General features: G+C 60.2%; 12 protein-coding genes. 7 read left to right on the top strand and 5 right to left on the bottom strand.

Annotated elements, in window-relative coordinates; all coding sequences use genetic code 11:
- Window positions 1-125 precede the first annotated feature (125 nt).
- On the top strand, window positions 126-974 hold the full coding sequence (purU, locus tag JUI81_RS16260; protein ID WP_204124657.1) for a formyltetrahydrofolate deformylase: 849 nt from the start codon (window positions 126-128) through the stop codon (window positions 972-974).
- A gap of 81 nt (window positions 975-1,055) precedes the next feature.
- Window positions 1,056-1,232, top strand: coding sequence for a hypothetical protein (locus tag JUI81_RS16255; protein WP_019581497.1), 177 nt, complete (start codon window positions 1,056-1,058; stop codon window positions 1,230-1,232).
- A 119-nt stretch (window positions 1,233-1,351) separates the two neighbouring features.
- Here the strand turns inward: JUI81_RS16255 and JUI81_RS16250 are convergent, their stop codons facing one another.
- From JUI81_RS16250 to JUI81_RS16235, 4 genes are all read right to left on the bottom strand, one after another.
- A complete protein-coding gene (locus JUI81_RS16250; protein ID WP_019581496.1) occupies window positions 1,352-2,347 on the bottom strand; it encodes a lysylphosphatidylglycerol synthase transmembrane domain-containing protein in 996 nt (331 codons plus the stop codon).
- Window positions 2,344-3,120 (bottom strand): DUF2334 domain-containing protein, encoded by a 777-nt coding sequence (locus JUI81_RS16245; RefSeq protein WP_204124656.1) that lies wholly within the window; start codon window positions 3,118-3,120, stop codon window positions 2,344-2,346. Before JUI81_RS16245 ends, JUI81_RS16250 begins: the two co-directional genes overlap by 4 nt.
- Complete coding sequence (locus JUI81_RS16240) at window positions 3,113-4,234, bottom strand: glycosyltransferase family 1 protein (protein ID WP_204124655.1); 1,122 nt, start codon at window positions 4,232-4,234, stop codon at window positions 3,113-3,115. The genes JUI81_RS16245 and JUI81_RS16240 overlap by 8 nt, the downstream gene beginning before the upstream one ends.
- Window positions 4,235-4,392: 158 nt before the next feature.
- On the bottom strand, window positions 4,393-6,282 hold the full coding sequence (locus tag JUI81_RS16235; protein WP_019581494.1) for a methyl-accepting chemotaxis protein: 1,890 nt from the start codon (window positions 6,280-6,282) through the stop codon (window positions 4,393-4,395).
- Between the two features lie 183 nt (window positions 6,283-6,465).
- Between JUI81_RS16235 and JUI81_RS16230 the strand changes: the two genes are divergently transcribed.
- A complete protein-coding gene (locus tag JUI81_RS16230) occupies window positions 6,466-7,953 on the top strand; it encodes a helicase HerA-like domain-containing protein (protein ID WP_026286451.1) in 1,488 nt (495 codons plus the stop codon).
- Between the two features lie 101 nt (window positions 7,954-8,054).
- Here the strand turns inward: JUI81_RS16230 and JUI81_RS16225 are convergent, their stop codons facing one another.
- On the bottom strand, window positions 8,055-8,510 hold the full coding sequence (locus JUI81_RS16225) for a DUF721 domain-containing protein (protein WP_018926518.1): 456 nt from the start codon (window positions 8,508-8,510) through the stop codon (window positions 8,055-8,057).
- Window positions 8,511-8,817: 307 nt separating this feature from the next.
- Here JUI81_RS16225 and secA point away from each other — a divergent pair, with 307 nt between their 5' ends.
- The 4 genes from secA to JUI81_RS16205 all read left to right on the top strand — a co-directional run bounded on the left by secA (window position 8,818) and on the right by JUI81_RS16205 (window position 14,598).
- Complete coding sequence (gene secA, locus JUI81_RS16220; protein WP_019581493.1) at window positions 8,818-11,553, top strand: preprotein translocase subunit SecA; 2,736 nt, start codon at window positions 8,818-8,820, stop codon at window positions 11,551-11,553.
- Window positions 11,554-11,675: 122 nt separating this feature from the next.
- On the top strand, window positions 11,676-12,893 hold the full coding sequence (gene argJ, locus JUI81_RS16215; RefSeq protein WP_019581492.1) for a bifunctional glutamate N-acetyltransferase/amino-acid acetyltransferase ArgJ: 1,218 nt from the start codon (window positions 11,676-11,678) through the stop codon (window positions 12,891-12,893).
- A 131-nt stretch (window positions 12,894-13,024) separates the two neighbouring features.
- A complete protein-coding gene (locus JUI81_RS16210; RefSeq protein WP_019581491.1) occupies window positions 13,025-13,657 on the top strand; it encodes a glutathione S-transferase family protein in 633 nt (210 codons plus the stop codon).
- Entirely contained in the window at window positions 13,654-14,598 is a 945-nt protein-coding gene (locus tag JUI81_RS16205; protein ID WP_204124654.1) for a Nudix family hydrolase, read from the top strand. Before JUI81_RS16210 ends, JUI81_RS16205 begins: the two co-directional genes overlap by 4 nt.

Genomic DNA, 14,598 nt, shown 5'->3' with positions numbered 1-14,598 from the left:
GGCGTATGGCACCGCCAGAACCTGTGCCGATGACCGCAATCCGCAGCCGCGCGTCATCAATACTGCAGTTTTGCTGCGCAATCGCTAGAATGGCGGCCTTTGCGAAGTTCTGGAGTTTCCCCCTCATGCGCACTTTTCGGCTGGTGATTGCTTGCCCGGACCGCGTCGGCATCGTTGCTAAAGTCAGTAACTTTCTGGCGTCACATAACGGCTGGATCACTGAAGCGAGCCATCACTCGGACAATCTCAGTGGCTGGTTCTTCATGCGTCACGAAATTCGTGCCGATTCGCTGCCTTTCGGTATCGAAGCCTTTCGCGAAGCGTTTGCACCGATTGCCCAAGAGTTCTCGATGGACTGGCGCATCACCGACACCGAGCAGAAGAAGCGCGTGGTGTTGATGGCCAGCCGTGAGTCCCATTGCCTGGCTGACTTGTTGCACCGCTGGCACAGCGACGAACTGGACTGCGAAATCGCCTGCGTGATTTCCAACCATGACGATTTGCGCAGCATGGTCGAGTGGCACGGTATTCCTTACTACCATGTACCGGTCAACCCGCAGGACAAGGAGCCGGCCTTCGCCGAAGTCTCGCGCCTGGTAAAACAGCACGACGCCGAAGTGGTGGTACTTGCCCGTTACATGCAGATTCTGCCGCCCGAGTTGTGCAGCGAATATGCCCACAAAGTCATCAACATTCACCACAGCTTCCTGCCGTCGTTCGTTGGCGCCAAGCCGTATCATCAGGCTTCGATGCGCGGTGTGAAGTTGATCGGTGCCACTTGTCACTATGTCACCGAAGAGCTGGACGCCGGTCCGATCATCGAGCAGGACGTGGTGCGTGTCAGCCACAGCGACAGTATTGAAGACATGGTGCGCTTCGGTCGTGACGTCGAGAAAATGGTGCTGGCCCGTGGTCTGCGTTATCACCTGGAAGACCGGGTGTTGGTGCACGGCAACAAAACCGTCGTGTTCTGACAACCATACGGTTGAAATCCGAAGGGCCTGGGCGTTCAATCGCTTCAGGCCCTTCGCCGTTTCTGCACCGAGGACATGACCATGGCCGATCCGCTGGAAAAAGCCGTTTCCAAGGCGCCCGCCACATTGGGCGAGGGCTGTTTGAGCCGCTACGATCCGGACGACCTGAGCCCCGAAGACGGCACGGAGTTTCCCGGCGCCGCCGAGTTGTGGGAACAGTTGCAGGACGATTCTGAAGATACAGCCGGGGACGCCTGAACTGTGGCGAGGGGGCTTGCCCCCGTTGGGCTGCGAAGCGGCCCCCGGCATTTTTTCAGGTATATCTTGCGACGGCTGCGCCGCCGAACGGGGGCAAGCCCCCTCACCACAGGGATCTTTCAAGCTTGCTTGAACTTCATCAACTTCTTCAGCAATGGCCGCCCGAGCATCAGCAGAAACACCGGGCCACCGACCACCAGATAGAAGTAATAGGTCACTGTCCGCCAGATCAGAATCGCCGCCGCCGCGGTGGATTTCCCGACCATGGGCGCCAGCAGCGCCGCCGACGTCAGTTCCGCCGCCCCGGCACCGCCCGGCAACAGACTGAACTGCCCCGCACTCAATGACAGCATCTGGATCAGAAAGCACCAGGCCCATTGCAAGTCCACGCCCAGCCCGCGTAACGCCAGATACAGCACGCTATACCGCAAGACCCAATGCAGGCAGGTCAGGGCAAACACCGTGATCAATGTTTGAAAGGGTAACTTCAGTGTGTCGGTGAACGCCGCCAGGAAGTGCAGGAGCTTTCGCGCCCAACGAAGCCGGGTCGCTTCCTTGACATTGAAACGGGCGAGCAACCGACCACTCAGGCGAATCAGCGAACGGTGGCAGCGAGCCATCAACACACAACTGAACAGCCCGCCGAACAACGAGATGGCGCTGACCGTCAGCATCCATTCCAGGCGCTGACTGAGGTGCTGGAACAGTGCATAAATCAGAATCGCGCTCAGCGCGCAGAGAAAAAACAGCAAGTCGCTCAACTGGTCCATGGCGAACACGGCGCTGCCCCTGGCCGGCCGCACGCCGTGGCGCGCCAACAGGGCCATGATGGTCAGCGGGCCGCCGCTGCCACCGGGAGTGGCGCAATAGGCGAACTCGGCGGACATCACCACCCCGAGGCTTTTCAGGCGGCTCACCTTGATGCACTGATCACCCATCAACAGGCGCAAGCGCAAGGTGTTGATCACCCAGCACAGCAGGATCATGCCGAACATGATCAGCAGCCATTCCAACGGAAAACTTTGCAGCCGCGACCATGTCTCGCCGCCGCCCAGCAACGACGGGATGAGCACCGCAGCGAGCAGCGCGATGACCAGCAGAATTCCCCGGCTCATGCTGCGCGACCGATGGGCGCGCGTTGCAGTTTCAACCAACCGGCCTTGGTCATCGGCACACGGCCCTCGTCGAGCAAGCGCTTGAGAGTTTGCAGCCAATACTGACGCGAGAACTCATGGCGCATGTCCACCGGGTGCAGGCCGAGACGAATCACCTGCGCCTGGCGCCAGCGCTGTTCGCGTTGATCGCTGACGATTTTCGACAGGCCACGGCGCCAGGCGCTGCGTGCGCTCCAGACCAGGCCTGGGGCATCGATCGCAGTGAAATCCGGCAGACGAATCAGGTGCTGCGAATCGCTGGTGTAGTGCAGCGGTAACTGACGCAACGCCTGACGGGTGCCTTCGCTCATCAGCCAGGCGGGGGCGATAAAGCCTTCGAGCGGCCAGTTGTAGCGATTGAATACCTCGATTCCGGCGCGCAGGCGGGCGAGGGCGGCGTCTAGAGGCAGGTCATAGAACTCGCCTTCATGGGTATAGATCCGGCGCATGAACCAGTCTCGGGGAGTGGTGGGAATCGGCCCTTCATCGCAATGGTAGTAACCGTGCAGTACCAGTTCGTCGCCGCGAGCGACGCGACGGCTTAGCAAACGTCGAAACTCCGGATATGCGTCAAGGTCGTTATGTTTATGGAAATTCGGCACCACCAGCCAGGTCATTGGCACTGTACCCAATGCGTCGACGGCTTCGACGAAGGCCTGGTAATCGGGCCAGGTCTGCGGTGCAACGTCGTGTAGCACCAACAACAGGTTGGGTGTGTTCATGGGCTCAGCCATTGGCGATCAGCGGCCATTGCGTACCGAGTACGGCGTGATAGTGCCCCAGCAGGCTGTGGACCACGGTGTCCCAGGCGTAATGTTGCTCGACATGTCGGCGGGCCTGTTTGCCCAACGCGGCGCTGCCTTGGCTGAACAGTTCGCGAACGGTGTTGGCCATCGCCACTGGATTGTTCGGCGCGCAGAGCAGGCCGCATTGATCGGTAACAATCTCTTGAAAAGCCCCGGCCGCCACGGCCACCACGGGAATGCCACTGGCCATGGCTTCGAGAACCACCAGGCCAAAGGTTTCCTGGTCGCCGGCATGCACCAGCGCGTCGGCGCTGGCCATCAGGCGCGCGACTTGCGCTGCCGGGCAGAATTCATCGAGGACGGTGACATTGCGCGGCACCAGGGTCGGCATCGACGAGCCCACCAGCAGCAGGTGGTAGCGACGACCCAGGCGTTTCATGCAGTTGAGCAGCACCGGCAGGTTTTTTTCCTTGGAGCCACGGCCGGCGAAGATCAGCAGGTGAGTGTTTTCATCGATGCCCAATTCGGCCCGCAGGCCTGGATCCCGAACGCTGGGGTTGAACGTTTGCAGGTCGACGCCCAGGGGCTGTACGAAAACGTTCTTCACCCCCAACCCGATCAGTTTGTCGGCCATGACCTGGCTTGGCGCCAGAACCCGGTCGAAGTTGCCGTAGAGCTTGCTGACATAAGCCTCGACATTGGGTGTAACCCAGTTGCCCATGCGATTGCTGACCAGCATCGGCAGGTCGGAGTGATAAAAACCGATCACCGGCACATCGAGTTGCCGCTTGGCGTCCAAAGCGGCCCAGGCAGTCAGGTAAGGGTCGCCGACTTCGATCAAGTCAGGCTGTAAATCCTGCAGAACATTGCGCCACGGCCCGAGACGGAGGGGGAAGCGATAACCCTTGCCGAAGGGCAGGGCGGGGGCCGGAACCGTATAGACACCATCCTGTTCACTCAAATGCGCCCCTGGGATCAGCAGGCTATGGCAAATGCCGGGTTTGATGCCCAAACGACGGTGTTTGGCATCCAGATAAGTGCGCACGCCACCGCTGGCAGGGGCGTAGAACATGGTTATGTCAGCGATATGCACGATGAACATCCCTCCGGGTTCGATGTGCTCCCTTTGGTTGACCTATATGAAGGATAGATGTTCGGTTGGGGTTTTGCGGTGGGGGGGCGCAGCGGGATTTGCGGTGTCTGGATGGACGCCTTCGCGGGCAAGTCGGATCGCCGCCCGCGAAGAGACCAGTTCAGACACTAGATACGGAAACTGCCTACCAATTGCTTCAATCGAGAAGCCTGTTGCTCAAGGTCCGAGCACGCCCGCAGGGTCGATTGCAGGTTTTCCACGCCTTCCTGGTTCAGCGTGTTGATTTCGGTGATGTCCACGTTGATTGACTCCACCACCGCCGTCTGTTCCTCGGTCGCCGTGGCCACCGACTGGTTCATGCCGTCGATTTCGCCGATTCGCAACGTCACACTGTTCAGGCGCTCGCCGGCCAGGTTGGCGATTTCCACGCTGTCCTGGCTGTGGCGCTGGCTGTCGCTCATGGTGCTGACGGATTCACGGGCGCCGACTTGCAGCTCCTCGATCATGGTCTGCACCTGTTGCGCCGACTCCTGCGTGCGGTGCGCCAGGTTGCGTACCTCGTCGGCCACCACGGCAAAACCGCGCCCGGCTTCACCGGCCCGCGCCGCTTCGATGGCGGCGTTGAGCGCCAGCAGGTTGGTTTGCTGGGAAATGCTGGTGATCACTTCGAGAATCTGCCCGATGTTCACGGTTTTGCTGTTCAGCGATTCGATGTTGGTGCTCGAAGCGCTGAGCATGCTCGACAGCTGATTCATCGCGGCAATGCTGCGATCCACCACTTGCTGGCCGTCTTCGGCCAGGCTGCGGGCATCGCTGGCCTGATTCGATGCTTGGGCTGCGTTACGGGCGATTTCCTGAGCAGCGGCGCCGAGCTGGTTGATGGCCGCGGCGACGCTGCTGGTGCGCGAAGCTTGCTGGTCGGAATTGAACATCGACGAGTTCGAGGCCGCCACCACCCGCAAGGCCACTTCGTTGACCTGGCCGGTGGCTGAGGACACTTCGCGGATCGATGTATGAATTCGCTCCACGAAACGGTTGAATGCCGTGCCAAGGATGCCGAATTCGTCCTGATTCTGGATGGTCAGGCGTTTGGTCAGGTCGCCTTCACCGTCGGCGATGTCTTCCATGGCGCGGGTCATCACGTGCAGCGGCTGGATCAGCAGGCGGATCAGCATGCCCAACAAGCCAATGATGATGGCCACGGCAATCAGGGTCGCGATGATCGCCGAGGTGCGGAATTCGCTGAGCATGGAGAAGGCTTTGTCCTTGTCCACCGACAGGCCGATGTACCAGTTGACCGACGGCAAGCCTTTGATCGGGGTGAAAGTGACGATGCGGGTTTTGCCGTCGACGTCCACTTCAGTGAAGTTGCTGCTAATGCGTGGGGTATTTTTCGGGTACGCCTCGCTCAGGGACTTCATCACCATGGCTTTGTCCGGATGAACCAGGATCTTGCCGTCGGCGCTGACCAGAAAGGCATAGCCCATGCCGCCGAAATCACGCGCGATCAAGGTGTCGATCAGGGTTTGCAGGCTCAAGTCACCGCCTACCACCCCCACGCTTTTCCCCGATTTTTTCGAAGCGGTGGCAATGGAGATGATGGTTTGACCGGTCGCCGCATCTACATAAGGTTCGGTCAGCGTCGAGCCGTTGCTGTTTTCCGCGCCTTTGTACCAAGGGCGAACTCTGGGATCGTAGCCGTCCGGCATCTTGGAGTCCGGGCGGTTGATGAAGTTGCCGCTGGCATCACCCAGGTACCTGGCCATGAAGGTCGATGCCAAAGCATTTTGTTCAAGCAGACTGACGACGTTGGATTGTTCGGGGTTGATGGCAATGTTTTGAGCGAGGTTCTCTACCAGCAGGATACGACCGGCCAGCCAACTCTGGATGTTGTTGGCGGTGACGTCTCCCATCTCGGTGAGATAGTTATCCAGATCTTCACGAATCGCATTGCGCTGCAAATAGTCGTTGTACAGTGTGAACGAAGCGAATGCGGCGATAACGATCAGGGCGGCGGCAAGCAGTATTTTATGGCTGAAGCGCAGGTTTTTGTTCATGGCTTGGGGGTCCGCTAGGTCTTAATGTCCAGGGCGTGCTTTTATAAAGGCGCGCAGAATGGGCAGTGATGAAAGTAAGCTGATATTTCCGTCTCTCCTTAGGGAATTACCGACGCTGTTTCCAGTCTGGTCTCTCGGTTGTTATCGGCCATGAAGGATCAAAGATTAACCATGGGTGACAAAATGCCTGACTCATCGCAACTCGTTATCGGCGCTGACCTCGCTGGCCAGCCAATCGCCCAGGCCATGCGCCTGGCGAACCGTCACGGTTTGGTAGCGGGCGCTACCGGGACCGGTAAAACCGTTACGTTGCAGCGCCTGGCCGAAGCGTTCAGCGATGCAGGCGTGGCGGTGTTCGCGGCGGATATCAAAGGCGACTTGTGCGGCCTGGGCGCCGCCGGTAACCCTCAAGGCAAGGTCGCGGAGCGGATCGCCGGCATGCCCTGGCTGAACCATAAGCCTCAGGCGTATCCGGTAACCCTGTGGGATATTCACGGTCAGTCCGGTCATCCATTGCGCACCACCTTGAGCGAAATGGGGCCGTTGCTGCTCGGCAGCCTGCTGGAGCTGACCGACAGTCAGCAGTCGGCACTTTATGCCGCGTTCAAGGTGGCCGACCGCGAAGGGCTGTTACTGCTGGATTTGAAAGATTTGAAGGCGCTGCTCAATCACCTGCGTGATAACCCCGTATTACTGGGCGATGACGCGGCGCTGATGACCACCGGTTCCAGCCAGGCACTGTTGCGCCGTTTGGCGACGCTGGAACAGCAGGGCGCCGAAGCGTTGTTCGGTGAACCGGCACTGCAACTGGAAGATATTTTGCAGCCGGCGATGGACGGTCGCGGGCGCATCCACTTGCTTGACGCCAGCCGTCTGGTGCACGAAGCACCGAAGGTCTACGCGACGTTCCTGCTGTGGTTGCTGGCTGAATTGTTCGAGCAACTGCCGGAACGCGGCGATGCCGATAAACCGCTGCTGGCGCTGTTTTTCGACGAGGCGCACTTGTTGTTCGCCGGTACGCCCAAGGCGTTGCAGGATCGTCTGGAACAAGTGGTGCGGCTGATCCGTTCGAAAGGCGTGGGCGTGTATTTCGTCACCCAATCGCCGGGGGACTTGCCGGATGATGTGCTGGCTCAGTTGGGCCTGCGTGTTCAGCATGGCTTGCGCGCGTTCACCGCCAAAGAGCAGAAATCCCTGCGGGCAGTGGCCGAGGGCTTTCGGCCGAACCCGGCATTTGATGCCTTGTCGGTGTTGACTGAGCTGGGCATCGGCGAGGCGTTGGTCGGCACCTTGCAGGACAAGGGCACGCCGGAGATGGTCCAGCGTGTACTGGTCGCACCGCCGCAGTCGCGGATCGGGCCGCTGACCGAGACTGAGCGCACGGTGCTGATTGCCGGTTCGCCGTTTAAAGGGCGATATGACAAACCGGTCGATCGCGAATCGGCCTATGAAGTGCTGATGGGGCGCAAGGGGTTGGCGCCGGAGCCTGAAACCGCGCCGGGCAAACCTGCCCCCGAAGAGCCGAGTTTCACCGAACAGGCCGGGGAATTCCTCGGTACGGCGGCAGGACAGGCGCTTAAATCGGCGATGCGACAGGCGGCCAATCAATTGGGCCGACAGCTGGTACGCGGGTTGATGGGTTCATTGCTTGGGGGCAGCAAACGCCGCTGAATGAATTGGAATGCAATCACCTGTAGGAGCGAGGCTTGCCCGCGAAGCTTTTGGCGCCCTCGGGGGCCTCTTCGCGGGCAAGCCTCGCTCCTACAGGGGGTTCAGGATTTAGGTTTTGCGTGCGCCGCAAGGCGCTCCAGCGCCGCCCTTAAATTCGGGTCGGTAATCCCGTCAGCCGTCGCCTGAATGGTCGCCGCGGCATCCGTCGACAAATCCATGGTATGCCCAGCCGCTCCTTGCTGAACGGTCGGTGGTTGCACCTTGAACAGGATCCGCGTCAGGCTGGCGAACTCGTCGAACAGCTGTAACTGGCGTTGCAGACGCTTTTGTTGATAACGCAGGCGGGTGGCCCAGTGACCGTCGGTGACAATCAGCAATAAACTGCCTTCGCGCCACGACGCCACATGGCAATGCTCGCGGGCAGCCGGTTGCAGCTGGCTTTCCACCAGACGTTGTAAATGACCCAGGCGTTGAGCGTGGCCAAAGATGGCTTTCAGCGGTTTGGCTTCGCGAAGCAGAACGGCGGGTGCTCTGGCCGTGAGAGGGCGAAATGCCATGATCGAACACCTGAAGTAACAGAACGGCCATGGTAACAGAAAGCACCCGCTGGTCCTGACCCATTGCTTTACGAGCGCTTTACCCATTAAATCAACGAGTAACTTGTACCCTCAATGGGTTGAAGTTCAGTAAAAAGCCCTTATTTTAAGTGAGCCCCGTCACAGCGCAGTGCATGCATCGTGGAATAACGCCACTTTCCTCACCATCGTTTCCGGGTAGAATGCTCGTTCGCATGCGGCCATGAGGGCTGCACGGGCGACTCACGGGGCCGCCCTCCATCCCTTTAGTGTGGAAGATCCTGCCGATATGTTTGCGCCTTTGTTAAAGAAACTTTTTGGAAGCAAGAACGAGCGTGAAGTCAAACGCATGCTCAAGACGGTGCAGCTCGTCAATGCCTTCGAAGAGCAAATGGTGGCCCTTTCGGACGATCAATTGCGTGCCAAGACCAACGAGTTCAAGGCCCGCCTCGCCAAAGGGGAAACCCTCGACAAGCTGCTGCCAGAAGCCTTTGCGGTCGCCCGCGAAGCCGGTAAGCGCGTCATGGGTATGCGCCACTTCGATGTCCAGCTGATCGGCGGCATGACCTTGCATGAAGGCATGATCGCGGAAATGCGTACCGGTGAAGGCAAGACCCTGGTGGCAACACTGGGCGTTTACCTCAACGCGCTGTCCGGCAAGGGCGTGCACGTTGTGACGGTGAACGACTACCTGGCCCGTCGTGACGCCAACTGGATGCGTCCGCTCTACGAATTCCTCGGCATGACGGTCGGCGTGGTCACGCCATTCCAGCCGCCGGAAGAGAAGCGCGCCGCTTACGCCGCCGACATCACCTACGGCACCAACAACGAATTCGGTTTCGACTACCTGCGCGACAACATGGCGTTCAGCATGGAAGAAAAATTCCAGCGCGAACTCAATTTTGCCGTGATCGACGAAGTCGACTCCATCCTCATCGACGAAGCCCGTACCCCGCTGATCATCTCCGGTCAGGCCGAGGACAGCTCCAAGCTGTACATCGAGATCAACAAACTGATCCCGCAGCTTGAATTGCACATCGAGGAAGTCGAAGGCGAAGTCACCAAGGCTGGCCACTACACCGTGGACGAGAAGACCCGTCAGGTCGAACTCAACGAAGCCGGTCACCAGTTCATCGAAGAAATGCTCACCCGCGTCGGCCTGCTGGCTGAAGGCGAGAGCCTGTATTCGGCGCATAACCTGGGCTTGCTGACTCACGTCTATGCCGGCCTGCGTGCGCACAAACTGTTCCATCGCAATGTCGAGTACATCGTGCAGGACGGTCAGGTGGTGCTGGTCGACGAACACACCGGCCGTACCATGCCGGGTCGCCGTTTGTCCGAAGGTCTGCACCAGGCCATCGAAGCCAAGGAAAACCTGAACATCCAGGCCGAGAGCCAGACCCTGGCGTCGACCACGTTCCAGAACTACTTCCGTCTGTACAACAAGCTGTCCGGCATGACCGGTACCGCGGACACCGAAGCGTTCGAATTCCATCAGATCTATGGCCTGCAGGTCATGGTCATCCCGCCGAACAAGCCGTTGGCGCGTAAAGACTACAACGACCTGGTGTTCCTGACCGCCGAAGAGAAATACGCGGCGATCATCGGCGACATCAAGGAGTGCATGGCTCAGGGCCGTCCGGTGCTGGTGGGTACCGCCACCATCGAAACGTCCGAGCACATGTCCGGCCTGCTTCAGAAGGAAGGCATCGAACACAAGGTTCTGAACGCCAAGTTCCACGAAAAAGAAGCCGAAATCATCGCTCAGGCCGGTCGTCCGGGTGCACTGACCATCGCCACCAACATGGCCGGTCGTGGTACCGACATCCTGTTGGGCGGTAACTGGGAAGTGGAAGTGGCGTCCTTGGAAGACCCGACTCCTGAGCAGATTGCCCAGATCAAGGCCGACTGGCAGAAACGTCACCAGCAAGTGCTGGAGTCGGGCGGCTTGCAGGTGATCGCTTCCGAGCGTCACGAATCGCGTCGTATCGATAACCAGTTGCGCGGTCGTGCCGGTCGTCAGGGCGACGCCGGTTCCAGCCGTTTCTACCTCTCGCTGGAAGACAGCCTGATGCGCATCTTCGCCTCTGACCGGGTGAAGAACTTCATGAAGGCGCTGGGCATGCAGTCCGGTGAAGCGATTGAACACCGCATGGTGACCAACGCCATCGAGAAGGCTCAGCGCAAGGTTGAAGGCCGCAACTTCGACATCCGTAAGCAGCTGCTTGAGTTCGACGACGTCAACAACGAACAACGTAAAGTGATCTATCACATGCGTAACAGTTTGTTGGCCGCTGACAACATTGGCGAAACCATTGCCGATTTCCGTCAGGACGTGCTCAACGCAACCGTCAGCGCACACATTCCGCCACAATCGCTGCCTGAGCAGTGGGACGTGTCCGGTCTGGAAGCGGCGTTGCAGAGCGACTTCGGTGTGGCGCTGCCGATCCAGCAATGGCTCGACGAAGACGACCACCTGTACGAAGAAACCCTGCGCGAGAAGCTGCTCAACGAACTGATCGCCGCGTACAACGAGAAAGAAGACCAGGCCGGTGCCGAAGCACTGCGCTCCTTCGAGAAGCAAATCGTACTGCGCGTGCTCGACGACCTGTGGAAAGACCACCTGTCGACCATGGATCACCTGCGTCACGGCATCCACTTGCGTGGTTATGCGCAGAAGAACCCGAAGCAAGAGTACAAGCGCGAGTCCTTCACCTTGTTCTCCGAGCTGCTGGATTCGATCAAGCGCGACTCGATTCGTGTGCTGTCGCACGTTCAGGTGCGCCGCGAAGATCCGGAAGCCGAAGAGCAACGTCTGCGTCAGGAAGCCGAGGCGCTGGCTGCGCGCATGCAGTTCCAGCACGACGAAGCGCCTGGCCTGGAGCAACCGGAAGTGTTGGGTGAAGAGATCGATGTAGCTCTCGCCACCGCACCGGTACGCAACGAGCAGAAACTGGGCCGCAACGAGCTGTGCTACTGCGGCTCGGGCAAGAAGTTCAAGCATTGCCACGGGCAGATCCAGTAAAACCCGTTTCAAACGCTGAAATACCCGCGCCGCGACCGGCTTATGCCGTCGCGGCGTTTTGCCATTCAAACCACCGTCTATCGCAATGACGGTGCAGACAACATTTTTTAAGGAGCGCATTCATGGCTGTTGGTCTTGGTCCTTTGCCAACGTTGCACCCGGTTGCCGGTTTTGAACTCGGTATCGCCTCGGCCGGTATCAAGCGCCCGGGGCGCAAGGATGTCGTGGTCATGCGCTGTGCCGAAGGTTCCACCGTGGCGGGCGTGTTCACCCTGAACGCCTTTTGCGCCGCTCCCGTGATCCTGGCCAAGCAACGCGTGCAAGGCCCGGTACGTTACCTGCTGACCAACACCGGCAATGCCAACGCCGGCACCGGCGAACCAGGCCTGGCCGCCGCCGAGCGCACCTGCGCCAAGCTGGCCGAGCTGACCGGCGTCGATGCCAGCCTGGTGCTGCCGTATTCCACCGGTGTGATCGGCGAACCGCTGCCGGTCGAGAAAATCGAAGGCGCGTTGCAAGCCGCCCTCGATGACTTGTCGGAAAACAACTGGGAAGCTGCCGCCACCGGCATCATGACCACCGACACCCTGCCCAAGGGCGCGAGCCGCCAGTTCCAGCATGACGGCGTGACCATCACCGTCACCGGCATCAGCAAAGGCGCGGGCATGATTCGCCCGAACATGGCGACCATGCTCGGTTACATCGCCACCGACGCCAAAGTCTCTCGCGAGGTGCTGCAAAACCTGCTTCTGGACGGCGCCAACAAGTCGTTCAACCGCATCACCATCGACGGCGACACCTCGACCAACGACTGCTGCATGCTGATCGCCACCGGCAAGGCTGCACTGCCGGAAATCACCCGTGCCGAAGGCGAGCTGTTCGCCAAGTTGAAACAAGCGGTATTCGAAGTGTGCATGGACGTGGCCCAGGCTATCGTGCGTGACGGCGAAGGCGCGACCAAGTTCGTCACTGTTGAAGTCAACGGCGGCGGCAATCACCAGGAATGCCTGGACGTCGGTTACACCGTGGCCCACTCGCCGCTGATCAAGACTGCGCTGTTCGCCTCCGATCCGAACTGGGGCCGCATCCTGGCCGCTGTAGGCCGTGCCGGTGTACCGAACCTGGACGTGAGCAAGATCGACGTGTTCCTGGGCGAGGTGTGCATCGCCAGCCGTGGCGCGCGTTCTGCCACCTACACCGAAGCCCAGGGCGCGGCGGTGATGCAGCAGGAAGAAATCACCATCCGCATCGAGCTGGGTCGCGGCGATTGCAGCGAAACCATCTGGACCACCGACCTGTCCCACGAATACGTGAAGATCAACGCCGAGTACCGCACGTAAGAAAGATCGCTTTCGCGGGCAAGCCTTGCTCCTACAGGTGGTGTGACCTGTAGGAGCGAGGCTTGCCCGCGAAGACCGACCACCAGACGCTAAAGATTCTGGCTTGTACTCTTACCAAAAGGCGCCCGAACATGAGCCTCCACCTGATCATCGGCGACAAACTGTATTCTTCCTGGTCCCTGCGCGCCGCGCTGGCCCTCGACCTGACCGGCGCGTCCTACACCGAAGAACTGATCAAGCTGAACCAGCCGGATACCCGCGCACGCGTGCTCAAGCATTCGCCGACCGGGAAAGTCCCACTGCTGAAAAGCGAACACGGCACCATCGCCGATTCGCTGGCGATTGCCGAGTACCTGGCCGAGCAATTCCCCGATGCCGGCCTCTGGCCCAAAGACACCGCCGCCCGTGCTCAGGCGCGTTCGGCCTGCGCGCAGATGCACAGCGGTTTCTTCGCCATGCGCGGCAACATGCCGTTCGACCTGAGCCACAATGCGCCGTTGTTGCCGACTCCGCCTGACGTTCAGGCCGAGATCGAGCGCATGCTGGCGTTGTGGGCTGAGTGTCGTGCGGCCGCGACTGAAGCTGGCCCATTCCTGTTTGGTGGCGCGACCCTGGCCGATGCGTTTTTCGCACCGATCGCCGTCCGCCTGCGCACCTATCAAGTGAAGCTGCCCGAGGTCGATGCAGCCTATGTCGAAACCATTTACCAATGGCCAGCTTTCAAGGCCTGGCAGAAGGCAGGTCTGGAGGAGGTCGGGCAGTGAAACGAGTACACGTGGCCGCGGCGGTTATCCGCGATAGCAACGGCAAGATCCTCATCGCCCGGCGTGCCGACACCCAGCATCAGGGCGGCTTGTGGGAGTTCCCCGGTGGCAAGGTCGAGGATAACGAATCCGTCGAAACTGCCCTGGCCCGCGAGCTTCACGAAGAGTTGGGCATCGTGGTCAATACCGCGCGACCGTTGATCAAGGTTCGCCACGACTACCCGGACAAGCAGGTGTTGCTGGATGTCTGGGAAGTCTCGGCGTTTACCGGCGAACCCCATGGTGCCGAAGGTCAGCCTTTGGCCTGGGTGACGGCGCGGGAACTGCTGGACTACGAGTTTCCGGCCGCGAACCAGCCGATCGTCGCGGCTGCACGCTTGCCCGGCGAGTACCTGATCACCCCGGACGGTCTGGAAGCCCCGGCCTTGCTGCGCGGTATCCAGAAAGCCATCGCGGGCGGCATCAAGCTGATTCAGTTGCGTGCGCCCAATGGCTATGACCCGCAATACCGCGATCTGGCGGTGGACGCGGCGGGATTGTGTGCTGGCAAGGCGCAGTTGATGATCAAGGGGCCGTTTGAATGGCTGGGGGACTTCCCCTCCGCCGGTTGGCACATCACTGCCGCGCAGTTGCGCAAGTACGCGGCGGCCGGCCGACCGCTACCAGCGTCGCGCTGGTTGGCGGCGTCCTGCCACAACGCTGAAGAACTGGCGCTGGCCGAGCAGATGGGCGTGGACTTTGTGACCCTGTCGCCGGTGCAGCCGACCCAGACGCACCCGGATGCTCAGCCGCTGGGTTGGGAGCTGGCGTCGACTTTGATCGAAGGCTTCAGCAAACCGGTGTTCTTGTTGGGTGGTGTTGGCCCGGTAGAGCGGCAGAAAGCCTGGGAAGCGGGCGCACAAGGTGTGGCGGGGATTCGGGCGTTCTGGCCTGAGGCTTGA

This window comes from Pseudomonas sp. 008 (assembly GCF_016861935.1).
Taxonomy (GTDB): Bacteria; Pseudomonadota; Gammaproteobacteria; order Pseudomonadales; family Pseudomonadaceae; genus Aquipseudomonas.
This window is presented reverse-complemented; position numbering and strand designations above follow the sequence as displayed.